Source organism: Streptomyces sp. NPDC001843, assembly GCF_042891955.1.
Lineage (GTDB): Bacteria > Actinomycetota > Actinomycetes > Streptomycetales > Streptomycetaceae > Streptomyces.
In genome coordinates this window covers 289,033-314,836 of the sequence record NZ_JBIATQ010000013.1, presented here as the reverse complement: position 1 = coordinate 314,836, position 25,804 = coordinate 289,033, and the positions used below count along the sequence as shown (strand labels likewise).

The following is a 25,804-nucleotide window of genomic DNA, read 5'->3' as shown; positions in this document are numbered from 1 at the left end:
TGTGGGCGCCCTGTGTTTCTTTTTCAACTCCGCCCCACACCCTGTCGCCACGGATCTTGGCGGGGGGGGCCCCCCCCCCCCACCCCACGCGCGGGGGGGCCCCCCCCCCCCCCCGCGGGCCCCCCCGACTCCCTTTCCGGAGAGTTCCATGACGTTTCGTTCCTGGTCCCTCGCCGCCGTTCTCGCGGTGACCGCCCTCGTACTGCCGGCCCAGACCGCGTCCGCGCGGGCCGCCGCCCCGCCCCCCTGTCCGGACGGATCCGTGTGCTTCTGGAGCGGGGAGGGCTTCAGCGGCAGCTACTGGGAGTGGACCGCCCGCAGCGGCTACCGGGACATGCCGTCCTTCCTGCACGACCACGTCGGCTCGGCCGTCGCGAGCACCAAGGCGTGCTTCATCAACTGGGACCCGGTCGAGAAGCGGGACGTCTACAACGGCGACTGGCGCTCCCGCTACCTCGGCGACTTCGGCGGCCGTATCGACGGAGTGGGTCCGGGCTACTGCTGATCCCGGAAGTCAGCCCAGGTGCGTCGGCGCGAACATCCGCAGTGCCGCCGGGAGCACCACCACCGACGGCCCCGGTGAGGCCAGTGCCTTCGTCAGGTCGGCCTCCAGTGCCTCCGGCGTCGTACGCACCCCCGGCACCCCGAAGGACTCGGCCAGCGCCACATAGTCGGGGCGGGTCAGTTCCGTCGCCGTCGCCTCGCCGAACGCGTCGGTCATGTACTCGCGCAGGATGCCGTAGCCGCCGTCGTCGACGATCAGCCAGGTGACGTTCAGGTCGTACTGGCGGGCCGTGGCCAGCTCGGCGATCGAGTACAGGGCGCCGCCGTCGCCCGACACCGCCAGCACCGGGCGGGTCGGGTCGGCGGCGGCCGCACCGAGGGCCGCGGGGAAGCCGTAGCCGAGGCCGCCGGCGCCCTGGGCCGAGTGCATGGTGTTCGCGCCCCGCGGGTCGAAGGCCGACCAGGCCCAGTAGGCCAGGATCGTCATGTCCCAGAAGGACGGGGAGCCGGCGGGCAGGGCCCGGCGGACCGAACCCAACACCTCCTGCTCCAGGGTGAGTTCCTGGGCCGCCAGGCGGGCGGCCACCTTCGCCAGCAGCTCCCGTACCCGGTCCGGTGCCGTCTCGTCGGCGCGTTCGTCCACCGTCTCCAGCAGCGCCTGGAGGGCGAGGCGCGCGTCGGCGTGGATGCCGAGCGCCGGGTGGTTGGACTCCAGCTTGCCGAGGTCCGCCTCGATCTGGATCACGCGGCCGCGCGGCTTGAACGTGTGGTAGTTGGACGACAGTTCGCCGAGCCCGGAGCCGACGACGAGGAGGACGTCGGTGTCCTCCAGGAAGTCCGTCGTGTGCCGGTCCTCCAGCCAGGACTGGAGGGACAGGGGGTGTGTCCAGGGGAACGCGCCCTTGCCGCCGAACGTCGTCACCACCGGCGCCTGGAGCCGCTCGGCGAGCTGCCGCAGCTTGCCGGAGGCGTCCGCCCGTACCACTCCCCCGCCCGCGATGATCGCCGGCCGGGTGGCGCGGGACAGCAAGTCGGCTGCCACGGCGGTCAGTTCGGGGCGCGGGGGCAGTTCGTCCGGGGTCGCGTCCGGCGCCGTCACCACCGGCAGGGCGGTCGGCGCGAGCAGTACGTCCTGCGGGATCTCCACCCACACCGGGCCGTGCGGGGCGGTGAGCGCCGACTTCCAGGCCGCCGCGATGGCCGAGGGGATCTGGGACTGGGCCCGGACGGTGTGGACCGACTTGACCACACCCCGGAACGAGGCCGCTTGGTCGGGCAGTTCGTGCAGATAGCCGTGCCGGCCGCCACCGAGGCCCGCGGTCGGGATCTGACTGCTGATCGCGAGGACGGGCGCGGATGCGGCCGCCGCTTCCTGGAGCGCGGCCAGGGAGGTGAGGGCTCCCGGGCCCGTCGACAGCAGCAGCGGGGCCGCCTCGCCGGTGATCCGGCCGTACGCGTCCGCCGCGAACCCCGCGTTGTTCTCCACCCGCAGGCCGACGTACCGCAGCGCGGAGCGCCGCAGTGCGTCGAACATGCCCAGCGCGTGCTGGCCGGGCAGTCCGAAGACGGTCGTCGCGCCCAGCCCGGCCAGGCTCTCCACGACCAGGTCTCCGCCGTTGCGGCCGGGGGGAGGGTTGAGCGCGGCCTCCGTCTGGGCGGGCGTAGGGCGGAGTACCAGGTCGTGGTCGTGGGTCACTTGGCCGCCTTCTCCTGCTTCGCCGCCGCGATCTGCCGGGTCATGATCGTGGTCAGTTCGTACGCCGTGTGCGAGGCGGCGACCGACGTGATCTCCGCGTGGTCGTACGCGGGGGCCACCTCGACGACGTCCGCCGACACCAGGTTGCAGGATGCCAGCCCGCGCAGGATCTCCAGCAGTTCGCGGGAGGTCATGCCGCCCGCCTCCGGGGTGCCGGTGCCGGGCGCGTGCGCCGGGTCCAGGCAGTCGATGTCGATGGAGATGTACAGCGGGCGGTCGCCGATGCGCTGGCGCAGCTGGTCGGCGACCTCGTCGGCGCCCCGGCGGTAGATATCGGCCGAGGTGACGATGCCGAAGCCCATCTTCTCGTCGTCGGTGAGGTCCTGCTTGCCGTACAGCGGGCCGCGGGTACCGACGTGGGAGAGGGCCGAGGTGTCGAGGATGCCTTCCTCGACCGCCCGGCGGAACGGGGTGCCGTGGGTGTACTCGGCGCCGAAGTAGGTGTCCCAGGTGTCGAGGTGGGCGTCGAAGTGCAGCAGGGCGACCGGGCCGTGCTTCTTCGCGACCGACCTCAGCAGGGGCAGCGCGATCGTGTGGTCGCCGCCGAGGGTCATCAGGCGGGCGCCGGTGCCGAGCAGTTCGTCGGCGGCGGCCTCGACGGTCTCCACGGCCTCGTTGATGTTGAACGGGTTCACCGCGATGTCCCCGCCGTCCGCGACCTGCGCGAGGGCGAAGGGGGAGGCGTCCTGCGCCGGGTTGTAGGGGCGCAGGAGCCGGGACGCCTCGCGGATGGCGTTGCCGCCGAAGCGGGCGCCCGGCCGGTAGGAGACACCGGAGTCGAACGGCACGCCCACCACGGCGACGTCGGTGGTGCCGACCTCGTCGAGGCGGGGCAGCCGCGCGAAGGTCGCCGGTCCGGCGTACCGCGGGACGCGGGAGGAGTCGACGGGGCCGCGGGGCGTCTCGTTGCCGCTCATGGGTACTGCCTTCTTTCCTACGCTTCGTCGCGTATGCGCGTATATACGTCTTGTTCTACGACTTTACTGGTGAGCCGGTACCGGCTCGGACACGGGTTCGGGGCTCCGCCCGGCGAGGCGTTCCCGCCAGGCGGCGAGGACGGTGGCGTCGGTGGGCCGGGTCGCCAGGGACACGGCGACGTAGGCGACGAGCGACGCCGACAGGCCGAGATAGACGGGTTCGTTGGCGAGGATGCCGTACCCGGCCATCAGCCCGATCACCGCGAGACCGCCGGCGATCACCGCGGCGAGGGCGCCCTGCACGGTGCCCCGCTTCCACAGCAGTCCGCCGAGGATCGGGACGAGCAGCCCGCCGACGAGCAGGTTGTAGGCGACGGTCAGCGCCTCGACGACGTCGTTCAGCGCGATGGCCGTGCCGATCACCACGAGGCCCATGACGAGGATGAAGGCCCGGTTGCCCCTGACCTCGTCGTGCTCGCCCTCGGTGCGCCGGACGGCTCCCCGCAGCCGCGACCAGATGTCGTTGTTGGCGACGGTGGCGCAGGCGATCAGCGCACCGGAGGAGGTGGACATCACGGCGGCCAGGGCGGCGGCGAGCACCATTCCGCGTACGCCGACGGGGAGTTCGTCCTTGACGATGGTGGCGAAGGCGTCGTCCGCGCTGCCCAGCTTCGGGTAGAGCACCTTGGCGGCGGTGCCGATGACGGCGCCGGCGAGGGCGTAGGCCAGACAGTAGGTTCCGGCCACCGTGCCGCCCCACCTGGCGGTCCTGTCGCTGCGCGCGGTGAACACGCGCTGCCAGATGTCCTGCCCGATGAGCATGCCGAAGGTGTAGATGAGCACGTAGGTGAAGATCGTCTCGCCGCCGATGCCCAGCGGGTCGAAGTACGTGGTCGGCAGCTTCGCCTTCATCGCGGAGAAACCGCCCGCCTTGACGACGGCGATGGGCAGCAGCAGGAGCAGCACGCCGACGGTCTTGACCACGAACTGCACCATGTCGGTCAGGGTGATCGACCACATGCCGCCGAGCGTGGAGTAGGCGACGACGATCGAGCCTCCGATGATGATCGCGACCGTGCGGTCGAGATCGAAGAGGACGTCGAAGATCGTGGCGTACGCGATGGTGGAGGTCACCGCGAGCATCAGCGTGTACGCCCACATGACCACTCCGGAGATCACGCCCGCCCGGCCGCCGTAGCGCAGGTCGAGCATCTCGGAGACGGTGTACACCTTCAGCCGGGCGATGCGGGCGGAGAAGAAGACCGAGAGGGCCAGCAGGCCGAGGCCGATGGTGAGGACCATCCAGGCCCCGGAGAGCCCGTACTTGTAGCCGAGGCCGACGCCGCCGATGGTGGACGCGCCGCCGAGGACGATCGCGGCCATCGTGCCGGAGTACATGGCGGGTCCGAGCCGGCGGCCGGCGACGAGGAACTCGCTCTTGGACCTGGCGCGGCGCATCCCCCACCAGCCCATGGCCAGCATGCCGGCCAGATAGACGACGATCACCGTGTAGTCGACTGCCATGGGGCCCACCTTTCTCGCTCACGTCTTGGCCAGGTGGTTCGTGGGTTGACCCTAAGTGGCTGAAAAGCGCCCTGGAAGTGTACGTTTCATCCACAGTCGCCGTACCGGATGGAGGGATCATCCACCATGCCGGACACTCCCGTACCGCCGACACCACCGGTCCCGCTGGTCGCGCTGCTGGCGCGGGAGGATCTCGGCCTCAGAAAGCTCGCCGGCCCGGACGGCACCGGCGTCGTGATCCACTGGGCGCACACCTCGGAGATGGCCGACCCGTACCCGTACCTGCTGGGCGGTGAGCTCCTGCTGACGGCGGGGGTGCACGTGCCGGAGGCGGCCGGCTCAGGCACCTACTTCGACGACTACGTCTCCCGGATCGTCGCGGCGGGCGGCGCGGCTCTCGGGTTCGGGCTGGCGCCGGTGCACGACACGGTGCCGCGTGCCCTGGTCGCCGCCTGCGACGCCCACGCGCTCCCCCTCCTGGAGGTGCCGCCCCAGACCACGTTCTCCGGGGTGGCCCGGGCGGTGTGGCAGCTGATGGCGCAGGCCCGCCTGGCGGAGCTGCGCCGGGTCACGGAGGCCCAGCAGAGCCTCGCCTCCGCCGCTTCCCGCCCCGATCCGGTGCCCTCGGTACTGCGCCGGCTGGCCCGGCACCTCGACGGCCGGGCGGCGCTCTACGGCCCCGACGGCACCGAGATCGCGGCGGCGGGTGACGGCACGCCGCAGCAGGTGCGGGCGGCGCTGGCGGCGCTGGCGGAGGTGGTCCGGCCCGACCGGGCCAAGGCCCCCTCGTCCGCCACCGACACCGTCTCCGGCACCCACCTGGCCGCCTACGCCCTCGGCGCCGGCCGGGGCTTCGTGCTCGGGGTCGCCTCCGCGCGGCGTGAGCCCGGGGACCACACCATCGCCTCCGTCGCCGCCGTCCTCCTCTCCCTGCTCACCGGGGAGCGTCACAGTGGGGCGGGGGCGGCCCGTTCGTCGGCGCTGGTGCGGCTGCTGCTGGGCGTCCCGCCCGCGGACGTGGCCCCGCTGCTCGGGGCGGAGCGGTGGGTCGTCGTACACGCGCGGCGCGAGGGCCAGGCCCCCGATCCCGTGGCGGCCTCCGCGCTCGGCGCCGCCCTCGGGTCCGCGCTGGCCGACCTGGCGGACGGCGGCGTACGGATCCTCGTCCCGGCCGGCCGTGAGCCGGCCCCGCAGTCCGGCTGGGCCCTCGGGGTCAGCGCCCCCGTGACGCCGGACGACTTGCCGGCCGCCGACACCCAGGCGGCCCGTGCCCTGGCCCGGGCCCGCGCCACCCGTACCGCGCTGGTCCGGCACGGCGGCCGCCCGGGCCTGGCCCAGCTGGTGCCGCCCGGCGAGGCCGAGGCGCACGCCCGTTCGCTCCTCGGGCCGGTCTCGGGGAACGCCGCGCTCACCGAGACGCTGCGCACCTGGCTTTCCCTGCACGGCAGTTGGGACCGCACGGCGGTGGCGCTGTCGGTGCACCGCAACACCGTCCGGCAGCGGATCGCCCGCTGCGCGGCACTTCTGGACGCCGATCTGGACGACCCGGACGTCCGGATGGAGCTGTGGTTCGCCCTACGGCAAACATGAGGTGACCTGCTGAGTGACCCACGTCCCAGCGGGCGCTGTGCCAGGGACGCGGACGGTTGCCTGCCCCACAATGGGAGACATGCCGATACCCGGGACACCCAGCCGCGCCGAGCTCGTCGACCACCTTGTGAGAACCCGTATCGCGGGCGACGTCGCGACGCCCCGCGAGAACAACCTCTCCCACTACCGCAGGCTGGCCAACGGCGAGCGCAACTTCTGGCTCGGCCTGGAACTCGGCGACCGCTGGCGGGACGAGCAGGACGTGCTCGCGGTGATGGCGGAGCGGGTCGGCGTCAACGACGACGCGGAGTACCGGTACGGCCAGGACACCATCGATCCCGACCTGACCGTCGACGCCCTGGAGCGCCTTGCGGGACGGCTGCGCAAGGCGGCGGACGGGCAGCAGCGGGTGCTGTTCGCCACCGGCCACCCCGGTGGTCTGCTCGACGTGCACCGGGCCACGGCCGCCGCGTTGCGCGCCGCCGGCTGCGAGATCGTCGTCATCCCCGACGGGCTGCAGACGGAGGAGGGCTACGTGATGCAGTTCGCGGACGTGGCGGTGCTCGAGCACGGCGCCACACTGTGGCACACCCACTCCGGAGAGCCGATGCGGGCCATTCTCACGGGACTTGAGCGCGAGGGCCGCCCGCTGCCCGACCTGGTCGTCGCCGACCACGGCTGGGCGGGTTACGCGGGACAGCACGGCGTCGACTCGGTGGGATACGCGGACTGCAACGACCCGGCCCTGTTCCTGGCCGAGTCGGAGGGCACCCTGCAGGTGGCCGTCCCGCTCGACGACCATGTCCTCAGCCCGCGCCACTACGACCCGCTGACGGCGTATCTGCTGGCGCAGGCGGGGTTGTCCCAGGTGTGAAGCGGCGGCGGTGCACGGCCCGGTCAAGGGGCCGTACATCGCCTGTGTTCGCGGTGGGATCAGCGGTTGCCGCCGCCACCGTTCCCGTGGTCGCCGCCACCGTTGCCGTGGTCGCCGTTGTCACGGTTTCCGTTGCCGTGGTCGCCGTTGTCACGGTTTCCGTTGTCACGGTTTCCGTTGTCGTGGTTGCCGTTGCCGTGGTCGCCGTTGTCGTTGCCGTTGTTGTGGTTACCGTTGCAGTCGTCGCTGTTGTTGTTCCACCAGTTGCAGTCGTCGTTGTTGCTGCCGTGGTTGTCGAAGCTGCTGTAGCCGCTGTCGCCGCTGTGATCCGAGGCGGACGCCGTGCCCGCCGCGCCGACCGCGGCACCACCGGCCATCAGCAGACCGGCTGCGGAAACCGCGAGGAAGCGCCTCGCGCGTGGTGCTCGCATGGGAAATGCCTTTCGTTTCCATCGTTCTCCCATGGCTTCCGGCAGGAGGACTGGAGGAAGCGAGGGGGGATGGCCGTCACCGCACGAGAGGGGCGCGGTGCGGTCTTCACGCGTCGCCGCGTTGTCAAAGGTGCGACCGCTCTGTCGACGCCTGCAGAACCACGCCGGACGCGCCGGGTGGTTACTGCGGCTGAGGCCCCGTTGGCCGGAGAGAACCTCGTCGGCCGGACGTTCCGCGCACCGCGGGTTTCACCCACCGAGCCTAGTCCCGTGACCGCGATTAGGCACCTCAGGCGACCATTCTTACCTCCCTCTCACCGAGGGACGCGGACCACACCCTCCTGGATGACCGAGATGGCCAGCCGCCCGTCCTGGGTGTAGATGCGGGCCTGGCCGAGCCCGCGGCCGCCGTACGCCGACGGCGACTCCTGGTCGTACAGCAGCCACTCGTCGGCCCGGAACGGCCGGTGGAACCACATGGCGTGGTCCAGGGAGGCGCCGACGACGTCACCGACGGCCCAGCCGCCCCGACCGTGCGCGAGCAGCACGGAGTCGAGAAGGGTCATGTCGGAGACGTAGGTGGCGAGGACGACGTGCAGGAGGGGGATGTCGATGGCGCCCTCGAGCTTGCCGTTGGCGCGGAACCACACCTGGGAGTGCGGCTCGCGCGGCTCGCCGAACTGCCCGTACGGCGGCTCGTCGACGTAGCGCAGGTCGACCGCCTCGCGGGCTTCCAGGAACCGCTCCACGATCTGCGGGTCGAGGTGGCCGTAGCCGCGCAGCCTCTCCTGCGAGGTGGGCAGGGTCGCCGGGTCGGGTGCGGGCGGCATCGGGGTCTGGTGGTCGAGGCCGTCCTCGTACGTCTGGAAGGACGCCGACAGGGTGAAGATCGGCCTGCCGTGCTGGATCGCGACCACCCGGCGGGTGGTGAACGAGCGGCCGTCGCGGATGCGTTCGACGTCGTAGACGATGGGCGCGCCGGGGTCCCCGAGGCGGAGGAAGTAGGCGTGCAGGGAGTGGGCGGGCCGGTCCGCGGGGACCGTGCGCCCCGCGGCGACCAGCGCCTGGGCCGCGACCTGTCCGCCGAAGACGCGTGGGACGACGGCGGACCGGGACTGGCCGCGGAAGATGTTCTCCTCGATCTGCTCGAGGTCGAGCAGATCGAGGAGGTCCTGGAGTGCCTGGCTCATGGAGTCAGTTGTATAGGCCAGTGATTGCGGGCCGCTTACAGGCCCATGTCCTTGGCGATGATCGTCTTCATGATCTCGCTGGTGCCGCCGTAGATGCGGTTGACGCGGTTGTCCGCGTACAGGCGGGCGATCGGGTACTCGTTCATGAAGCCGTAACCGCCGTGGAGCTGGAGGCAGCGGTCGATCACGCGGTGGGCGACCTCGGTGCAGAACAGCTTGGCGGAGGCGGCCTCGGCGGGGGTGAGCTCGCCGGCGTCCAGGGCTTCGAGGGAGCGGTCGGCGACGGCCTCCGCCGCGTCGACCTCGGCCTGGCAGGCGGCCAGCTCGAACTTGGTGTTCTGGAAGGAGGCGACGGGCTTGCCGAAGACGGTGCGCTCCTGCACGTACTGCTTGGCGAACCGGACGGCGGCCTTGGCCTGGGCGTAGGCGCCGAAGGCGATGCCCCAGCGCTCGGAGGCCAGGTTGTGGCCGAGGTAGTAGAAGCCCTTGTTCTCCTCGCCGAGCAGGTCCTCGGCGGGCACCTTGACGTCGACGAAGGCCAGCTCGGCGGTGTCGGAGGTCTTCAGGCCGAGCTTGTCGAGCTTGCGGCCGATGGAGTAGCCCTCGGACTTGGTGTCCACGGCGAACAGGGAGATGCCGAAGCGGCGGTCCTCGGTGGAGGGCGCGGAGGTGCGGGCGGCCACGATCACACGGTCGGCGTGCACACCGCCGGTGATGAAGGTCTTGGCGCCGTTGAGCACGTAGTGCGTGCCGTCCTCGGACAGCTTGGCCGTGGTCTTCATGCCCGCGAGGTCGGAGCCGGTGCCCGGCTCGGTCATCGCCAGCGCCCACATCTCCTCGCCGGTGACGAACTTCGGCAGGTAGCGCTTCTTCTGCTCGTCGGTGGCGAGCATCTTGATGTAGGGCAGGGCGAGCAGCACGTGCACGCCGGAGCCGCCGAACTGGACGCCCGCGCGGGCGGTCTCCTCGTAGAGGACGGCCTCGAACTTGTGGGTGTCCAGGCCCGCGCCGCCGAACTCCTCGGGCACGTTGATGCCGAATATGCCCAGCTCGCCGAGCTTGTGGTAGAAGTCGCGCGGCGCCTGGCCCGCGGCGAACCACTCGTCGTAGACGGGGACGACCTCGGCCTCGATGAAGGCGCGGAGGGTCTCCCGGAAAGCCTCGTGATCCTCGTTGAACACCGTCCGGCGCACCGCGCCACCTCCACGTACCTCGGCATGTACTCAGCGCATGTCTAAGCGCTTGCTCAGATCAAAGGTACCGGGGAGTACGAACCTGGTCCAGGGTGGGCCGGGCGTAACGCTCGTCACGCCTCCCCCGACGCCGCCGCGAACGCCCCTCGCGCCATCCGGTGCAGCAGCGTCGCCGTGGCGCCCCGCCCCGGGAGGGAGCCGGCGCGGCCCAGGTGGGGTGTGGAGTTCAGCAGGCCGAAGACCGAGTGCACGGCCGAGCGGGCCGCCGGCTCGGCCAGGTCCGGGTAGACCTCGCGGACCACCTCCACCCACAGCTCCACGTACTGCCGCTGGAGCTGGCGGACCAGCTTCCGGTCGCTGTCACGGAGGCGGTCCAGCTCGCGGTCGTGCAGGGTGATGAGTGGACGGTCGTCGAGCGCGAAGTCGATGTGCCCCTCGATGAGCGAGTCGAGGACCGTCTCCGGGGCAGCCGCGCCGTCGGCCTCCGCCAGGCGCCGCTTGGCCCCGGTCAGCAGCTGGCCGCTGATGCCGACCAGCAGCTCGGCGAGCATCGCGTCCTTGCCCGGGAAGTGGCGGTAGAGGCCGGGCCCGCTGATGCCGACCGCCGCCCCTATCTCGTCGACCCCGACGCCATGGAAGCCGCGTTCGGCGAAGAGCCGCGCGGCCTCCTTGAGGATCTGCTCGCGTCGGGTGGAGGGGTCGGTTCTGGTGGCCATGCGCACAATTCTAGACAGCGAGGTTAGCGCTCGTTAACCTGTAGGAAATGGTTAACGCTCATTAACAGTCGATCACTGGGTGAGGGGACCGCAAGAATGCACGAGGCACCGGAGCTTCACAGCGCGGCAGACCCCGCGTCGGAGGCCTGGCGAGCCAACGAGGAAGCGCACCGCGCCCTCGTCGAGGAGTTGCGCGGCAAGCTCGCCGCGGCGGCGCTCGGCGGCGGCGAGAAGGCCCGCGCCCGCCACACCGCGCGCGGCAAGCTGCTGCCCCGGGACCGGGTGGACACCCTCCTCGACCCCGGCTCACCCTTCCTGGAGCTGGCCCCGCTGGCGGCCGACGGGATGTACGACGGCCAGGCCCCGGCCGCCGGGGTCATCGCCGGGATCGGGCGGGTCAGCGGGCGCGAGTGCGTGATCGTCGCCAACGACGCCACCGTCAAGGGCGGGACCTACTACCCGATGACGGTGAAGAAGCACCTGCGTGCGCAGGAGGTCGCCCTCGAGAACCGGCTGCCCTGCCTCTACCTCGTCGACTCCGGCGGCGCCTTCCTGCCGATGCAGGACGAGGTCTTCCCGGACCGTGAGCACTTCGGGCGGATCTTCTACAACCAGGCCCGCATGTCCGGCGCCGGCATCCCGCAGATCGCGGCGGTGCTCGGCTCCTGCACCGCGGGCGGGGCGTACGTGCCGGCGATGAGCGACGAGGCCGTGATCGTCCGCAACCAGGGCACGATCTTCCTCGGCGGCCCTCCGCTGGTGAAGGCCGCCACCGGCGAGGTCGTCACCGCCGAGGAGCTCGGGGGCGGAGAGGTGCACTCCCGGGTCTCCGGCGTCACCGACCACCTCGCCGAGGACGACGCCCACGCCCTCAGGATCGTGCGGGACATCGTCGCGACCCTGCCCACGCGCGGGCCCCTGCCCTGGGAGGTCCGGCCCGCCGTCGAACCGAAGGCCGACCCCTACGGGCTCTACGGCGCCGTCCCGGTCGACCCCCGCACCCCCTACGACGTCCGCGAGATCATCGCGCGCGTGGTCGACGGCTCCCGGTTCGCCGAGTTCAAGGCCGAGTTCGGGCAGACCCTGGTCACCGGCTTCTCCCGAATCCACGGCCACCCGGTCGGGATCGTCGCCAACAACGGCATCCTGTTCTCCGAGTCCGCCCAGAAGGGCGCCCACTTCATCGAGCTGTGCGACCAGCGCGGGATCCCGCTGGTGTTCCTGCAGAACATCTCCGGCTTCATGGTCGGCAAGGACTACGAGGCCGGCGGCATCGCCAAGCACGGCGCGAAGATGGTCACGGCGGTGGCCTGCACGCGCGTGCCGAAGCTGACGGTCGTGGTCGGCGGGTCGTACGGCGCCGGGAACTACTCCATGTGCGGCCGGGCCTACTCGCCCCGCTTCCTGTGGATGTGGCCGGGCGCGAAGATCTCCGTGATGGGCGGTGAGCAGGCCGCCTCCGTCCTCGCCACCGTCAAGCGGGACCAGCTTCAGGCGCGGGGCGAGGAGTGGCCCGCCGAGGACGAGGACGCCTTCAAGGCGCCCATCCGCGCGCAGTACGAGCGGCAGGGAAACGCCTACTACGCCACCGCCCGGCTCTGGGACGACGGGGTCATCGACCCGCTGGAGACCCGCCAGGTGCTGGGCCTGGCCCTGACCGCCTGTGCCAACGCGCCCCTGGGTGAGCCCCAGTTCGGCGTCTTCCGGATGTGAGGGGGGACTTGACGACCATGTTCGACACAGTGCTGGTGGCCAACCGGGGCGAGATCGCCGTACGCGTCATCCGTACGCTGCGGTCGATGGGCGTGCGCTCCGTCGCCGTGTTCTCCGACGCCGACGCCGACGCGCGGCACGTCCGGGAGGCCGACACGGCGGTACGGATCGGTCCGGCGCCGGCGATCGAGAGCTATCTGTCGGTGGAGCGGCTGCTGGAGGCCGCCGCCCGCACGGGCGCGCAGGCCGTCCACCCCGGGTACGGCTTCCTCGCCGAGAACGCGGGCTTCGCGCGCGCGTGCGAGGAGGCGGGGTTGGTCTTCGTCGGGCCGCCTGCGGACGCGATCGCGCTGATGGGCGACAAGATCCGGGCCAAGGAGACGGTGCAGGCCGCCGGGGTGCCGGTCGTCCCCGGCGGACGTGACCCCGAACTGGCCGAGGCGGCACGCTCGTTGGGGGCGCCGGTACTGCTCAAGCCGTCGGCCGGCGGGGGCGGCAAGGGCATGCGCCTGGTGCGGGACCTGGCCGTGCTGGACGACGAGATCGCCGCCGCCCGCCGCGAGGCCCGCGCCTCGTTCGGCGACGACACACTGCTCGTCGAGCGGTGGGTGGACCGGCCGCGGCACATCGAGATCCAGGTCCTGGCCGACGGCCACGGGAACGTCGTCCACCTGGGTGAGCGAGAGTGCTCTCTCCAGCGGCGGCACCAGAAGATCATCGAGGAGGCGCCGAGCGTGCTCCTCGACGACAAGACCCGGGCCGCGATGGGCGAGGCCGCCGTGCAGGCGGCACGCTCGTGCGGGTACCGGGGCGCGGGCACGGTGGAGTTCATCGTCCCGGGCGGCGACCCTTCGTCGTACTACTTCATGGAGATGAACACCCGCCTCCAGGTGGAGCACCCGGTCACGGAACTCATCACCGGGCTCGACCTGGTGGAGTGGCAGCTGCGGGTCGCGGCGGGTGAGCGGCTGCCGTTCGGGCAGGACGACATCACGCTCACCGGGCACGCCGTCGAGGCCCGGCTGTGCGCCGAGGACCCCACGCGCGGGTTCCTGCCCACGGGCGGCACGGTGCTCAGGCTGCACGAGCCCCAGGGTGACGGCGTCCGCACCGACTCCGGGCTCAGCGAGGGCACCGAGGTCGGCAGCCTGTACGACCCGATGCTGTCCAAGGTGATCGCGTACGGGCCGGACCGCGCGACCGCGCTGCGGAAGCTGCGGGCCGCCCTCGCGGAGACGGTCACGCTGGGCGTGCAGACCAACGCCGGGTTCCTGCGGCGGCTGCTGGCCCACCCGGCGGTCGTCGCGGGCGAGTTGGACACCGGGCTGGTGGAGCGGGTGGTGGACGAGCTGGTCCCCACGGACGTGCCCGAGGAGGTGTACGAGGCGGCGGCGGCCGTACGGCTGGAGGCGCTCAGGCCCTCGGGCGAGGGCTGGACGGACCCGTTCTCGGTGCCGAGCGGGTGGCGGCTGGGCGGTACACCGAAGCCTGTCCACTTCCATCTGCGGGTGCAGGACCCGGTGGAGTACGTCCCGCGCGGCACGCACACCGTCACCGACGACCGGGTCGCCGTCATCCTCGACGGCGTCCGCCACACCTTCCACCGTGCCGCCGACTGGCTCGGCCGCGCCGGCGACGCCTGGCAGGTGCGCGACCACGACCCGGTGGCGGCGTCCCTCACCCGGTCCGCGCACGCGGGGGCCGACTCGCTCACCGCGCCCATGCCGGGCACCGTGACCGTGATGAAGGTCGCCGTCGGCGACGAGGTCACCGCGGGCCAGAGCCTGCTCGTGGTCGAGGCGATGAAGATGGAGCACGTCATCTCCGCCCCGCACGCCGGCACGGTCGCCGAACTGGACGTGCGGCCCGGCACGGCGGTCGCCATGGACCAGGTGCTGGCCGTGATCGCACCGCACGAGGAGGTGGCGGAATGACCGTCGGCGGACTCCCCATGACCGTACCGGCCCAGGACCTGCCGGCCCGGGTGCGGATCCACGAGGTCGGCGCGCGCGACGGCCTGCAGAACGAGAAGACGGCCGTGCCCACCGAGGTCAAGGCGGAGTTCATCCGCCGGCTGGCCGAGGCGGGCCTCACCACCATCGAGGCGACGAGCTTCGTCCACCCCAAGTGGGTGCCCCAACTGGCCGACGCCGAGCAGCTGTTCCCGCTCGTCGCCGATCTGGACGTGGCACTGCCGGTGCTGGTGCCGAACCAGCGCGGCCTGGACCGCGCCCTCGCGCTCGGCGCCCGGCGCGTCGCCGTCTTCGCCAGCGCCACCGAGTCCTTCGCGAAGGCCAACCTCAACCGCACCCTCGACGAGTCCCTGGCCGTGTTCGACCCGGTGGTCCGGCACGCCAAGGACGAACGTCTGCACGTACGCGGGTACGTGTCGATGTGCTTCGGCGACCCCTGGGAGGGCGCCGTGCCCATCCACCAGGTGGTGCGCGTGTGCAGGGCGCTGACCGACATGGGCTGCGACGAGCTGAGCCTCGGCGACACCATCGGAGTCGCCACGCCCGGCCATGTCCTGGAGCTCCTGGCCTCCCTCAACGAGGCTGGCGTGCCGACGAACGTGATCGGCGTGCACTTCCACGACACCTACGGCCAGGCCCTCGCCAACACCTACGCCGCACTGCAGCACGGCGTCACCACGGTCGACGCCTCGGCCGGCGGCCTGGGCGGCTGCCCGTACGCCAAGTCCGCCACCGGGAACCTCGCCACCGAAGACCTCGTGTGGATGCTCCACGGCCTCGGCATCGAAACCGGGGTCGACCTCGGCCGTCTCACCGCCACCAGCGTGTGGATGGCCGAACAACTGGGCCGGCCCAGCCCGTCCCGCACCGTCCGCGCCCTCTCCCACAAGGACCAGTGATCGCCATGGACCACCGCCTCTCCCCCGAGCTGGAGGAACTCCGCCGTACGGTGGAGGAGTTCGCGCACGACGTCGTGGCGCCGAAGATCGGTGACTTCTACGAGCGGCACGAGTTCCCGTACGAGATCGTCCGTGAGATGGGCCGGATGGGCCTGTTCGGTCTGCCGTTCCCCGAGGAGTACGGCGGCATGGGCGGCGACTACCTGGCCCTGGGCATCGCCCTGGAGGAACTGGCCCGGGTGGACTCCTCGGTGGCCATCACCCTGGAGGCGGGTGTCTCCCTGGGCGCGATGCCGGTCCACCTCTTCGGCACCGAGGCGCAGAAACGCGCATGGCTCCCCCGGCTCTGCTCGGGCGAGATCCTGGGCGCGTTCGGCCTGACGGAACCGGACGGCGGCAGCGACGCGGGGGCCACCCGCACCACGGCCCGCCTGGACCCGGACACCGACGAGTGGGTGATCAACGGCAGCAAGTGCTTCATCACCAACTCGGGCACGGACATCACGGGGCTGGTCACGGTCACGGCGGTGACGGGCCGCAAGCCGGACGGCAAACCGCGGATCTCCTCGATCATCGTCCCGTCCGGCACCCCGGGCTTCACGGTGGCCGCCCCCTACTCCAAGGTCGGCTGGAACGCCTCCGACACCCGGGAGCTGTCCTTCACCGACGTCCGCGTCCCGGCCGCCAACCTCCTGGGCGAGGAGGGCCGCGGCTACGCCCAGTTCCTGCGCATCCTCGACGAGGGCCGCATCGCCATCGCGGCCCTGGCGACCGGTCTGGCCCAGGGCTGCGTGGACGAGTCGGTCAAGTACGCCAAGGAACGCCACGCCTTCGGCAGGCCCATCGGCGCCAACCAGGCCGTCCAGTTCAAGATCGCCGACATGGAGATGAAGGCCCACACCGCCCGCCTGGCCTGGCGCGACGCCGCCTCCCGCCTGGTCGCCGGCGAGCCCTTCAAGAAGGAGGCGGCCCTGGCCAAGCTGTACTCCTCCACGATCGCCGTGGACAACGCCCGCGACGCCACCCAGATCCACGGCGGCTACGGCTTCATGAACGAGTACCCGGTCGCCCGCATGTGGCGCGACTCCAAGATCCTCGAAATCGGCGAGGGCACGAGCGAGGTCCAGCGAATGCTGATCGCCCGGGAGTTGGGGCTGGCGGGCTGAGCCGCCCCCGGCGGGGCGCGTCCTGGGCCGGGAGCTGCATCGCACGGGTCACTGTGTGGCCCAGGTGACCGTCTGCCGGTCGGCGGTGACGGTGATCGCGAAGCGGTCCAGCGACGGCGCCCCGTCGGCACGCCAGTGGGTGACGTGCTCCTCGACGGCGTCCCACAGGGGGGTCGGTCCTCCCTGCCTGACGATCCACCGGCCCGAGTCGTCGAACAGCAGAGCCCAGGCCCGGCTTCGACATCGATAAGGAGGTGTTCGGTTCGCTCGTCGCGGCGGAGGGCCACCCGCTGGGCTCGCGGTGGGGCGAGCTGCGCGACGAACCGCGTGGTCCAGTCGTCGAGCGCGTCGGCCCTGCGCGTGTGGTCGATCGCGTTCGTCAGCAGTTCCGACACGATCAGCATCCCGTCGCCTGCCAACTCCCCTATGCCCCAGGCACCTAGAGCTGAGCCGACGAGCAACCGAGCCCGCTGGGCTGATCGGGGCTCACACGACACCGTCTCCGAATAGCCGGGGACGCCGGTCGCGGTGGGGCTGGCGGCGGTCGTGGTCACGTGCTCGTCTCCTCCGGGTGGAGAACTTGCGCCTCGGGGGCGCTGGGCAAGGCGTCTTCCGTCGCTGCCGGAGGAAGGCTGTCCATTCCGGCGGCGTGTGTTCAGTCAACGCCGGTGGCGGGCATGAAAGAGACTCCAAGTGGTGACCCCGAGTTGGAGTCACCGTCCTGTTGCTGCCCGTAGCATCGAGCTGGCGCAGTAGGGGGACGGCTGATGGATCGCCAGACACAGAGCCCACGCGGAGTCGTCGCGGGTTTGCTCGACGACACCCGGTTACTCGCGGCCTGTCGTGACCGCGACATGGGAGCTCTCTTCCGACTGCTCAACCACCGGGGCATCAGCACACGCAAGATCGCTGCGGCTGTCGACATCACCCAAGGGCGACTGTACGACTACATGAACGGCAAGAGTCGCGTTGAGAAGCTGACGATGTTCGAGCAGATCGCCGACGCCTTCCACATCCCCGGTCATTTGCTCGGCCTGGCCCGCCGGTCGTGGGAGCCCACCCTGGAGGGGACACCGCGGCAGCAGCCACAGTCCCCTCCCGACGGCGATGACCTGGCGGCCATTGAGGCCTTTCGGCTCGCCGACCGGCAAACCGGCGGCGGTCACCTCTATGGGGCCGTAGTACGGCATCTGCGCGAACGCGTAGCCCCGCGCCTGGTCGACACCGGCAGCGGGCCTCAGGTCTTCGCCGCCGCAGCAGCGCTGACGGAAATGGCCGGGTGGATGGCCCACGACTCCGGCCAGGACGACCGCGCCCTCAAGCATTTCGTCCGAGCCCTGCCGCTTGCCCGTATCTCCGGTGACCTCTCCCTCGCGGCTCAGGTTGCAGCATCGAGCAGCCACCTGGCCCTCCAGACCGGCGATGCGACCGAGGCCTTGCGCTGGGCACGGACCGGCATCGACCTCGCCGGTGAGGCACCGAGAATCCCCGCCCTCTCCGCGCGACTCCACACCATGCAGGCCCGTGCCTTCGCAGCAGCGGCACAGCACGGACCAGCCGCCCGCGCCCTCGAACATGCCCACCGCGCTCTCGACGCCCCCAGCGACTCCGAACACCTGTGGCTGTCACCGTTCGATGCCGCCGCGCTCGCGAGCGAGTCGGCACTTATCTGGCGGGACCTGGGTCGCTACGACGAGGCTCTGGCCCACGCCGAGAACGCGGTACGACTGCGCGAAGAGGGACGGGCCCGCTCCCTGGCTCTGAGCCGCATCACCCTCCTCGGAATCCATCTGCAGAGGAAGGAACTCGATGCGGCGGTGGCCGTCGGGCAGGACTTGCTGACCACAAGCCCCACCTTGAGCTCAGTCCGTGTCGTCCGCCAGCTCGATCACCTGGGACAGATGATGGATCCACACAAGAAGTACGGGCCGGTACGGGAGTACCTAGTGCGGTTCGACGGTGTTCGCAAGGCCAGAATGCTCCTACTGGCCGACATCCTCACCCGAGGCACCATCGCATGAAGCCCAGCCCCGACGACCCCGAAGCCTGGAACGCGTATCTGGCGGAGGGAAACGCCAAGCAGGCCAGAAAGCGGGTGTCCGCCGATGTTGTGCTGCGTGACGCGGCCGGTCAAATACTCCTGGTGAATCCGACGTACAAACCCGACTGGGACTTGCCGGGCGGCATGGCTGAGGAGAATGAGCCGCCCGAGGAGACTGTGCGACGGGAGCTGGGCGAGGAACTGGGCCTGGAGGTCGTTCCGTGCGGGCTGCTGGTGGTCGACTGGGTGGCCCCGCACGGCCCGTGGGACGACCAGATCGCCTTCGTCTTCGACGGCGGCACGATCAACGAAGAACGGCTGGATCCGCAGGACGGAGAGCTGTCCGAGGCCTGCTTCGTCCCTCCTGATACGGCGCTGACGCTGGTGGGCGAGCGAATGCGGCGCAGACTCCGTGCGGCTCTACGTGCCATCGACCAAGACCGACCGCAGTATCTACGGGACGGCGGCCCGGCCTGGTAGCGACCGCGAGCAGGAAAATTCCCCCGCCTACCGCGGCCGCCGATCGTCGGGCAACGGATCCAACGTCGTCCAGATCCTCACTGCTGCGGCAGGTGCTGCCATGGTTCCGGACGGCGGCTCTTGATAAGCGATCACCATGCTCAGTGGCAATTGTTGATCCATGTTGTAGTAGCCCAGGAAGAGCCCCAGATCACGGCAAAGAGCGTGGGCTTCTCGCCCCGTCATCCCAACCACGTCAGGGACTTCGATACGTGCCAGGCTCTCACCCATTCCCGCACCATACGTCCACAGCGCCGCAGTGGCGAGGCTTCCGCCCACGACCAAACGGCGTCCCACATACCCGCACCGGTGCCCCCTCAGGCACCCAGCGAGGCGAACTTTGCCGGGTGCAGCATTAGCAGAGGGGGCGCCATCCCGCCCGAGCAGCCCAGCGGGCTCGGTTGCTCGCGAGCGCATGCGGCGCAGGCTCCGTGCGGCTTTGCGAGCCCTCTCACAAGGCACGGTCACCGTCCGGGCCGCCCACAGTATTGGCGAGATGGCCGCGCGGCCTGGTAGCGAACTCGGCGTCCACGGGTGAAAACACCTTGGCCGGCCGGCACCGCGCTGCGATGATGCCCCTCTTTGCCCAGGCGGAGGATCATTGTTCGTCTTCGTGTGTGCGGGGTGTGGCGCTCAGCTGACCGCCCCGCTGTCCGAGGTCGCCCTGCCGGCCCATTCGCATCAGAAGTACGGGAACGGGACTCAGCTCCCGGTGCTGATGGAGCCGGGCACGTTCGCGGTGGATCCGGAGCCCTGGGGGCCGCCGTGGCGGAGGTGGGAGGAGATCGATCCGGAGGAGGCGGCGGCCCGCGGTATCTACGCGCCGGTGTACGCCCTGTCCGACGGCGCGCCCGGCGCGATCGTCATCGCACCCGGGGATGTCCGCGGCACCCGACTGATCCCCGAGAAGCGCGGTGGTGCCTGCTGCGGCCTCGACGGAGCCGACGGCCCCAACATGGTCTGCGAGGCGTGCGGCCTGCCCGTGGCGAGCAGGATCGACGACTGCTCGCTCTGGCAGGCGGTGTGGCTCGCCCCGGACGCCGTGCGCCGCCTCCTCGTCGACGTCACCGATGCCACCCCGCTGTCCTGGGAGGAGTTGATGGCGGAGGGGAAGCGCACGCCCCCGTCCGAGCCGATGGCAACGTGGGGAGGACGGCTCGGGACGGGCCACTACTGGTCATGGAGTCCGCGGTGGGAGGCGGCGGCCGGCCGGGCGCTCGCCCACCTGCTGGCGGCCTCGCAAGGCGGGCCGGTGACCGTCCCGGGCGGCCTGACCGAGGAGGTGTTCCAACGCGCCCTCGACGCCCTGTTGCCCTCGGGCCCGCTGGAGCGGCGCGCCGTCCTGGCGGGACCGGGCTTGTCCGCCCCCGACACGGACGTCGACATCGCCCTCGTGCCGGTCCACCCGCAGACGGGGCAGACCTGGGCCCCCGCCGGCCCGGCCGCATCGGCGTACCCGGTGCCGCTGCCGTTCGGGATGTGGCTGTCGCTGGCCTTCCCCCAGCCGCACCTACCCGTTCCCACGCCGGGCGCCGTACCCGACGGGGTCCTGCGCGACGACCCGCCCCTGCCACGCCCTCATCGCCTGTTCAGGGCCGACTGGGAAACGTTCCAGCACACCCTGGTCCGGCTACCGGCCGTCCGCAGCCCGTGGCTGATGGAGATTGTCGAGAACCTCACCCAGCGCATGCGCACCCGCCTCTTCTAGTGCTTGACCGGGAAGTCCGCCGGGGTGCTCGTGCTGCGGTGGCAAGCGGGCGTCAGCCCCCAGCGGTTGCCTTTCTCACCCCGCGGACCGTGCTGCGGCGGTGTCCACACGCTTTGTCAACTTCGGTTGACGAAACCATGCTGTCAACGTAAATTGACAGCATGGGGAATCAAGCGCTGCTTGCCTGTGGGATGGCCGCCGGTCCTGTCTTCACCGTTGCGTATCTAGTGGAGGGTGCCCGCCGTGCGGGCTACAAGTCGGTACGCCACCCGGTCAGTTCGCTTGCCCTCGGACGAACCGGGTGGGTGCAGACCGTCAGCTTCCTCCTTGCCGGCTTACTGTCGCTGGTCTTCGCCGTGGGCCTATGGGGGGTTGGGCCTTCCCGCTGGGGCGCAGCGCTGATCGGCGCATGGGCCGTCGGCCTGCTGGGCGCGGGCATCTTCCGGACGGACCCGGTGAGCGGTTACCCTCCGGGCACCCCGGACCAACTTCCGGGCCACACCCCCGCAGGGGCCCTGCACGACCTTTTCTCCCTCACCGGATTCCTCTCACTTGCCTCCGCCTGTTTCGTCTTCGCCCTGCACGGCTCGCTGGGCTGGTCCAGCTACTCGATCGCCAGCGGTCTGCTCTTCGCCGCGACGATGGTGCTGGCCAGCGCCGCGTTCGGTCAGAACCAACACGTGGTCGAACTCGGCGGACTGATCCAGCGGGTTTCCGTCACCATCGGCTGGACCTGGATGACCGTGCTCGCGGCAAGGACCCTACACACGTGAGGCCCCTCGTCCGGCTGAGCGACCCTCAGGTTTCCGGTTGGCCAGGCTGCTGCGGCAAGGGGGCGTCCGCCCCAGCGGATGCCAGCTGGGTTCAGTCCCAGGTCTGGCCGGCCGGTTCCTTGATGGTGCGGTTGATCCGGTTGAAGAAGTTCGTCAGCGCGATCTCCAGGTTGAGCGCGCCGATCTCCTCCTCGGTGAACTGGGCATCGACCTCTTCCCAGATCTCGTCGGTGACGCCCAAAGCGCCGTCCTGCAGCCGGGTGGCGGCCTCGGCCAGCGCCAGTGCCGCGCGCTCCGCATCGGTGTAGAACGGCGCCTCACGCCACGCCGCCACGTTGTGCAGCCGCTCGTCGGTGTCACCGGCCTTGTTCCCCGCGGCGACACTGGCGTAGACGCACGCCGAGCAGCTGTTGATCTGGCTGACGCGCAGGTGGACCAGCGCGAGCAGCTTCGGGTCGACGCCTCCGGCGGCGATCGCCTTTTGGAGGTGCTGGATCCCGGTCCACACAGCAGGGTTGTTCGTGTTCTTGTTCTTGAGCCGGTTCTCCATGTGAAGTGCTCTCCTTCATCGGGTTACGTTGCAGGGCTTGCGCCCGTCATCCCCATGACGGAGCAGCTTCCAGGGAGGTAACACCATGGCCGGCACCCATCCCGCGGACCCGATCACCGATGCCTTCGAGTCCCACCGTGACCGGCTCCAGGCCGTCGCCTACCGCGTGCTCGGATCACACGCCGACGCGGAAGACGTGGTCCAAGAGGCGTGGCTGCGTCTCTCCCGCCAGGACACCGACACCATCAACAACCTTGGCGGCTGGTTGACCACCGTCGTCGGCCGCATCAGCCTCGATGTCCTGCGGTCGGGCCGGACACGCCCAGCGGTCTCCTTCGACGACCAGCCGGCCGAATTCACCGTGACGCTCGACGACGCTCCGGCTCCGGAAGAACTCGTGACGCTCGGGGACTCCGTCGGCCTCGCGCTCCTGACGGTCCTCGACTCGCTGCGCCCGGACGAGCGACTGGCATTCGTGCTGCACGACGTGTTCGCCGTGCCCTTCGCGGAGATCGGTGCCATTCTCGGCAAGTCCGCCGACGCAACCAAGATGCTCACCAGCCGCGCTCGCAAGAAAGTACAGGCCGCCCAGCAGCCGACGAGCGCCGGACGACAACAACGCGAAGTGGTCCGAGCCTTCCTGGGCGCGGCTCGCGACGGTCGGTTTGAGCAGTTGCTGCAGGTTCTCCACCCCGAAGTGCGGTTCACCGTCCACACTGCGAACGGCCGGTTCGTCACGCTCGGAGCCACCGAAGTCGCCACCCGCGCGCGAGTGGCCGGCAGCGCAGCACGAGGACATGCGGCGACCGTCAACGGCCAACCCGGCGTCATCTCCTGGAGCGAAGACGGCACCCCGCTCTCCCTCCTGGCCTTCATCGTCACCGACGGCCGCATCACCGAGATCACCGCCATGATCGATCCGGCCAGACTCGCGCTCATGGACCTGCCGGCCCTTGTGTGACTCCCTACCGGCGACAGCCGCCCGTCCTGCGGCTGTCGCCGAGCGCCCGCCTCGGGATGTCGATCGACCCGGTCTCCGGGCCGTAGCGGAAGGTGACGGGGTTGTTCTGCGTTCTGCGGCACGCCGTCGGGGGCGACGGTGGCGGGAGACCCGGCCGCGTCTGGTGATCAAGTCCGGTGGGGGCGCGGACCTGCTGTCCGGCAGCCTGGCTGCCTACTCCCGCCGACCCGACGCTCGCCAGGTGGACAGCCTGTTCGGCGGTCCACCGACCGGACCGATCACGTGCCCGAGGGCCGGGCGACGTGGAGCTGTTGTACGTGCCGTTCGACGACCTCACCGGTGCGGATCACGGGACCCTGAGGGTCGAGGGCGGGGTGGCGATCCTGCCGCCGGACCACCGGCTCGCCGACCACAGCGAGGTGCCCCTCGCCGTCCTGGCCCACGAGACGCTTCCGCGCTGGAACGGCGTCCGCGGCAGCGAGGTGCCCGGTATCGAGCCCGTCGCCGGGTCCGGTCCCGAGGTCGCCGACGGTGCCGAACTGACGCACATGGTCCCGATGAGACGGACGATCGCGGTGCCGCCCCGTTCGCCGGCCCGGCCACAGCATCCGGGGCTCGTCCATGTTCCGGTGGCCGACGCGCCGCGTAGCGCGCTGGGCCTCGCCTGGGGGCAGGAGGACCGGCGGCGGCTGGTGGCGGACTTCGTCGTCTCAGCGGCGGACGCGGCGCATTCAGCGCTTCGAACCGCGGTGCCGAGCGCCTCACGCCGTGGAGAGCGGGCGCCCTCTCCGTGACACCGCCAGCTCGATGAGATACCGCTTGGTCACCCGGCCGCCGTACCGCCCGTCGATCAGGCGTGCGATGCACCCCAACAGCCCGCTCCTGGCGGCTTCCGGCAGAGCCCGGTGACCCGAATAGGTCCGCAGCACGTCCAGGTACTCCGACGTGGTGTACGTCAGGTCCTGCTCGTAGCGGCGGAAGACCGTGGGGCCGAACCGGCCGCTGCGTGCCACCTCCTCCGCGTGGTCCGCGCCGTCGACGTCGGCGGCGGCGGGGGGTCGCAGTCCGGGCGGCGTGTCCGGGTCGAAGCGCTCGTAGCAGCGCTGGACCTCGACGAAGAACTCCTCGGTGCCGCCCATGACATGCTGGGTGCGCACCACGGCGAGCGCCCCGCCCGGGCGTAGCGCGTCGGCGGCCTTGGCCACCCTTACCGCCGGGTCGATCCAGTGGAACGCCGTCGCCGAGACGACCGCGTCGAACGGCTCCTCGGGCAGCGGCCAGTTCTCGAACTCGGCCGTCACCACCTCCACCGCCCCGGCCCCGACCCCGGCCAGGTTGCGGCGGGCGACCGCGGCCATGTTCGCGCCGGCCTCGACGGCCGTGATCCGGCAGCCCCGCGCGGCCAGAGGCACCGTCGCCTGGCCGGTCCCGCAGCCCACCTCCAACAGGCGGCTGCCGGGGCCGGCGCCCGCGAGTTCCGCGAGGTCGTCGTAGAGCTCCGGCGGATACCCGGGCCTGGCCCGGTCGTACAGTTCCGCATCCTCGTCGAACGTCTGGCCGAGGCGTACCCGCCGTGATTCCTCGGGCAGGTCGTCGCGCCCTGCGGGCGTGGTGTCGTCGGGCATACGGAGCAGGCTAGGCGCGATGAACGCCGCGATGGAACCCCACCAACTGGACATCAGATGAGGTTAGGCTAACCTACCTTGAAACCTGTCCGGCGGGCACCGAGCCCTGTTCGAAAGCAGTCATACCCATGCCCAATGTCCGTACCCACCTCACTCGTCGCGGCATCCTCGCCGCGGGCGGCGCCCTCGGTCTCGGCGCCGCGCTGGCGGCCTGCGGGGACGACGACGGGAAAAGCGCGGACGCGGGCAGCGGCACGGCGGCGGGCAAGTCCGGCCCCTGGTCCTTCAAGGACGACCGCGGCACCACCGCCAAGGCCGACAAGGTCCCGGCGAACATCGTCGCGTTCGTCGGTGTGGCCGCCGCGCTGTACGACTACGGGATCCAGGCCAAGGGCGTCTTCGGCCCGACGAAGACCAAGGCCGGCAAGGCCGACGTCCAGGCCGGCGACATGGACGTCAGCAAGGTGACCGTACTCGGCAACGAGTGGGGCCAGTTCAACATCGAGAAGTACGCGGCCCTCGCGCCGGACCTCCTCGTCTCCACCATGTTCGACGGCGCCGGCACGCTCTGGTACGTCCCCGACGAGTCGAAGAAGAAGATCCTGGCCGTCGGCGCCCCGAGCGTCGGCATCTCCGTCTACGACCGCCAGCTCACCGAGCCGCTGCAGCGCATGCTGGCGCTCGCCAAGTCCCTCGGGGCGGACACCTCCGCCGCCAAGGTCACCGAGGCCAAGAAGCGCTTCGAGGCCGCGGCCGCCCGGCTGCGCGCCGCCGCCAAGGCCAAGCCCGGCATCAAGGTGATGGCCGGTTCCGCCAGCCAGGACCTGTTCTACGTCTCCGGCTCCAACCTCTCCGTCGACCTGGAGTACTTCAAGGCCCTCGGCGTGAACTTCGTGGAGCCCCCGGAAAAGGCCAAGGCCAAGGGCGGCGGCTGGTACGAGTCGCTGAGCTGGGAGAACGTCGACAAGTACGACGCCGACATCATCATGATGGACAACCGCTCCTCGGCCATCCAGCCCGCCGACATCACCGAGGGGACGTGGAAGAAGCTGCCCGCGGTCAAGGCCGGCCAGGTCATCGCCCGCAACCCCGAGCCGATCCTGTCGTACGACAAGTGTGTACCGCTCCTCGAGGAGCTCGCGAAGGCCATCGAGACCGCCAAGAAGGTCAGCTGACACCCA

At 70.8% G+C, this 25,804-nt stretch carries 24 protein-coding genes; 14 read left to right on the top strand and 10 right to left on the bottom strand.

The genetic code is table 11. The annotated features are described in order from the left end of the window. Positions 1-148: 148 nt before the first annotated feature. Positions 149-505, top strand: a complete 357-nt coding sequence (locus ACFYZQ_RS30575) for a peptidase inhibitor family I36 protein (protein WP_389154583.1) — start codon at positions 149-151, stop codon at positions 503-505. Positions 506-514: 9 nt separating this feature from the next. Here the strand turns inward: ACFYZQ_RS30575 and ACFYZQ_RS30570 are convergent, their stop codons facing one another. The 3 genes from ACFYZQ_RS30570 to ACFYZQ_RS30560 all read right to left on the bottom strand — a co-directional run bounded on the left by ACFYZQ_RS30570 (position 515) and on the right by ACFYZQ_RS30560 (position 4,701). Further along, entirely contained in the window at positions 515-2,200 is a 1,686-nt protein-coding gene (locus ACFYZQ_RS30570) for a thiamine pyrophosphate-binding protein (RefSeq protein ID WP_389154580.1), read from the bottom strand. After that, positions 2,197-3,177, bottom strand: coding sequence for an agmatinase (speB, locus tag ACFYZQ_RS30565; protein WP_389154577.1), 981 nt, complete (start codon positions 3,175-3,177; stop codon positions 2,197-2,199). The genes ACFYZQ_RS30570 and speB overlap by 4 nt, the downstream gene beginning before the upstream one ends. A gap of 63 nt (positions 3,178-3,240) precedes the next feature. Continuing rightward, a complete protein-coding gene (locus ACFYZQ_RS30560; protein WP_389154574.1) occupies positions 3,241-4,701 on the bottom strand; it encodes a sodium:solute symporter in 1,461 nt (486 codons plus the stop codon). A 126-nt stretch (positions 4,702-4,827) separates the two neighbouring features. Between ACFYZQ_RS30560 and ACFYZQ_RS30555 the strand changes: the two genes are divergently transcribed. Beyond that, complete coding sequence (locus ACFYZQ_RS30555) at positions 4,828-6,291, top strand: PucR family transcriptional regulator ligand-binding domain-containing protein (protein WP_389154571.1); 1,464 nt, start codon at positions 4,828-4,830, stop codon at positions 6,289-6,291. Between the two features lie 79 nt (positions 6,292-6,370). Then, on the top strand, positions 6,371-7,165 hold the full coding sequence (locus ACFYZQ_RS30550; protein ID WP_389154568.1) for a phosphatase: 795 nt from the start codon (positions 6,371-6,373) through the stop codon (positions 7,163-7,165). Positions 7,166-7,224: 59 nt separating this feature from the next. Here ACFYZQ_RS30550 and ACFYZQ_RS30545 read toward each other — a convergent pair whose 3' ends face one another. The 4 genes from ACFYZQ_RS30545 to ACFYZQ_RS30530 all read right to left on the bottom strand — a co-directional run bounded on the left by ACFYZQ_RS30545 (position 7,225) and on the right by ACFYZQ_RS30530 (position 10,695). Continuing rightward, on the bottom strand, positions 7,225-7,596 hold the full coding sequence (locus tag ACFYZQ_RS30545) for a hypothetical protein (RefSeq protein ID WP_389154565.1): 372 nt from the start codon (positions 7,594-7,596) through the stop codon (positions 7,225-7,227). A gap of 314 nt (positions 7,597-7,910) precedes the next feature. Beyond that, the gene (locus ACFYZQ_RS30540; protein ID WP_389154562.1) at positions 7,911-8,786 is read right to left on the bottom strand and encodes an acyl-CoA thioesterase; all 876 of its coding nucleotides are present in this window, start codon (positions 8,784-8,786) and stop codon (positions 7,911-7,913) included. Between the two features lie 35 nt (positions 8,787-8,821). After that, complete coding sequence (locus ACFYZQ_RS30535) at positions 8,822-9,979, bottom strand: acyl-CoA dehydrogenase family protein (RefSeq protein WP_389154559.1); 1,158 nt, start codon at positions 9,977-9,979, stop codon at positions 8,822-8,824. A gap of 113 nt (positions 9,980-10,092) precedes the next feature. After that, positions 10,093-10,695: a TetR/AcrR family transcriptional regulator gene (locus ACFYZQ_RS30530; RefSeq protein ID WP_389154556.1), complete on the bottom strand. Its 603-nt coding sequence runs from the start codon at positions 10,693-10,695 to the stop codon at positions 10,093-10,095. 96 nt (positions 10,696-10,791) lie between these two features. Here ACFYZQ_RS30530 and ACFYZQ_RS30525 point away from each other — a divergent pair, with 96 nt between their 5' ends. The 6 genes from ACFYZQ_RS30525 to ACFYZQ_RS30500 all read left to right on the top strand — a co-directional run bounded on the left by ACFYZQ_RS30525 (position 10,792) and on the right by ACFYZQ_RS30500 (position 18,967). Then, positions 10,792-12,408 carry a carboxyl transferase domain-containing protein gene (locus ACFYZQ_RS30525; RefSeq protein WP_389154553.1) on the top strand — a complete coding sequence of 539 codons (1,617 nt, stop codon included), beginning with the start codon at positions 10,792-10,794 and terminating at the stop codon, positions 12,406-12,408. A 17-nt stretch (positions 12,409-12,425) separates the two neighbouring features. After that, on the top strand, positions 12,426-14,342 hold the full coding sequence (locus ACFYZQ_RS30520) for an acetyl/propionyl/methylcrotonyl-CoA carboxylase subunit alpha (RefSeq protein ID WP_389154551.1): 1,917 nt from the start codon (positions 12,426-12,428) through the stop codon (positions 14,340-14,342). Next, positions 14,339-15,280 (top strand): hydroxymethylglutaryl-CoA lyase, encoded by a 942-nt coding sequence (locus tag ACFYZQ_RS30515; RefSeq protein ID WP_389154549.1) that lies wholly within the window; start codon positions 14,339-14,341, stop codon positions 15,278-15,280. Before ACFYZQ_RS30520 ends, ACFYZQ_RS30515 begins: the two co-directional genes overlap by 4 nt. A gap of 5 nt (positions 15,281-15,285) precedes the next feature. After that, positions 15,286-16,446: an acyl-CoA dehydrogenase family protein gene (locus ACFYZQ_RS30510; RefSeq protein WP_389154546.1), complete on the top strand. Its 1,161-nt coding sequence runs from the start codon at positions 15,286-15,288 to the stop codon at positions 16,444-16,446. A gap of 809 nt (positions 16,447-17,255) precedes the next feature. Continuing rightward, the gene (locus tag ACFYZQ_RS30505; RefSeq protein WP_389154543.1) at positions 17,256-18,467 is read left to right on the top strand and encodes a helix-turn-helix domain-containing protein; all 1,212 of its coding nucleotides are present in this window, start codon (positions 17,256-17,258) and stop codon (positions 18,465-18,467) included. Then, the gene (locus ACFYZQ_RS30500; protein WP_389154540.1) at positions 18,464-18,967 is read left to right on the top strand and encodes an NUDIX domain-containing protein; all 504 of its coding nucleotides are present in this window, start codon (positions 18,464-18,466) and stop codon (positions 18,965-18,967) included. The genes ACFYZQ_RS30505 and ACFYZQ_RS30500 overlap by 4 nt, the downstream gene beginning before the upstream one ends. Positions 18,968-18,994: 27 nt before the next feature. On the opposite strand, the gene ACFYZQ_RS30495 is transcribed toward ACFYZQ_RS30500, so the two are convergent. After that, the gene (locus ACFYZQ_RS30495; protein ID WP_389154537.1) at positions 18,995-19,237 is read right to left on the bottom strand and encodes a PASTA domain-containing protein; all 243 of its coding nucleotides are present in this window, start codon (positions 19,235-19,237) and stop codon (positions 18,995-18,997) included. A 370-nt stretch (positions 19,238-19,607) separates the two neighbouring features. Between ACFYZQ_RS30495 and ACFYZQ_RS30490 the strand changes: the two genes are divergently transcribed. Then, positions 19,608-20,714, top strand: coding sequence for a hypothetical protein (locus tag ACFYZQ_RS30490; RefSeq protein ID WP_389154535.1), 1,107 nt, complete (start codon positions 19,608-19,610; stop codon positions 20,712-20,714). Positions 20,715-20,875: 161 nt separating this feature from the next. Further along, entirely contained in the window at positions 20,876-21,487 is a 612-nt protein-coding gene (locus tag ACFYZQ_RS30485) for a DUF998 domain-containing protein (RefSeq protein ID WP_389154532.1), read from the top strand. A gap of 91 nt (positions 21,488-21,578) precedes the next feature. Here the strand turns inward: ACFYZQ_RS30485 and ACFYZQ_RS30480 are convergent, their stop codons facing one another. Next, positions 21,579-22,037 (bottom strand): carboxymuconolactone decarboxylase family protein, encoded by a 459-nt coding sequence (locus tag ACFYZQ_RS30480; RefSeq protein WP_389154529.1) that lies wholly within the window; start codon positions 22,035-22,037, stop codon positions 21,579-21,581. 85 nt (positions 22,038-22,122) lie between these two features. On the opposite strand from ACFYZQ_RS30480, the gene ACFYZQ_RS30475 reads away from it, so the two are divergent. Then, a complete protein-coding gene (locus ACFYZQ_RS30475; protein WP_389154526.1) occupies positions 22,123-22,998 on the top strand; it encodes a sigma-70 family RNA polymerase sigma factor in 876 nt (291 codons plus the stop codon). Between the two features lie 302 nt (positions 22,999-23,300). Beyond that, complete coding sequence (locus tag ACFYZQ_RS30470) at positions 23,301-23,792, top strand: hypothetical protein (protein ID WP_389154523.1); 492 nt, start codon at positions 23,301-23,303, stop codon at positions 23,790-23,792. On the opposite strand, the gene ACFYZQ_RS30465 is transcribed toward ACFYZQ_RS30470, so the two are convergent. Continuing rightward, entirely contained in the window at positions 23,760-24,623 is an 864-nt protein-coding gene (locus ACFYZQ_RS30465) for a class I SAM-dependent methyltransferase (RefSeq protein WP_389154624.1), read from the bottom strand. The genes ACFYZQ_RS30470 and ACFYZQ_RS30465 overlap by 33 nt on opposite strands. A 128-nt stretch (positions 24,624-24,751) precedes the next feature. On the opposite strand from ACFYZQ_RS30465, the gene ACFYZQ_RS30460 reads away from it, so the two are divergent. After that, positions 24,752-25,798, top strand: coding sequence for an ABC transporter substrate-binding protein (locus ACFYZQ_RS30460; protein WP_389154520.1), 1,047 nt, complete (start codon positions 24,752-24,754; stop codon positions 25,796-25,798). Positions 25,799-25,804: the final 6 nt, after the last annotated feature.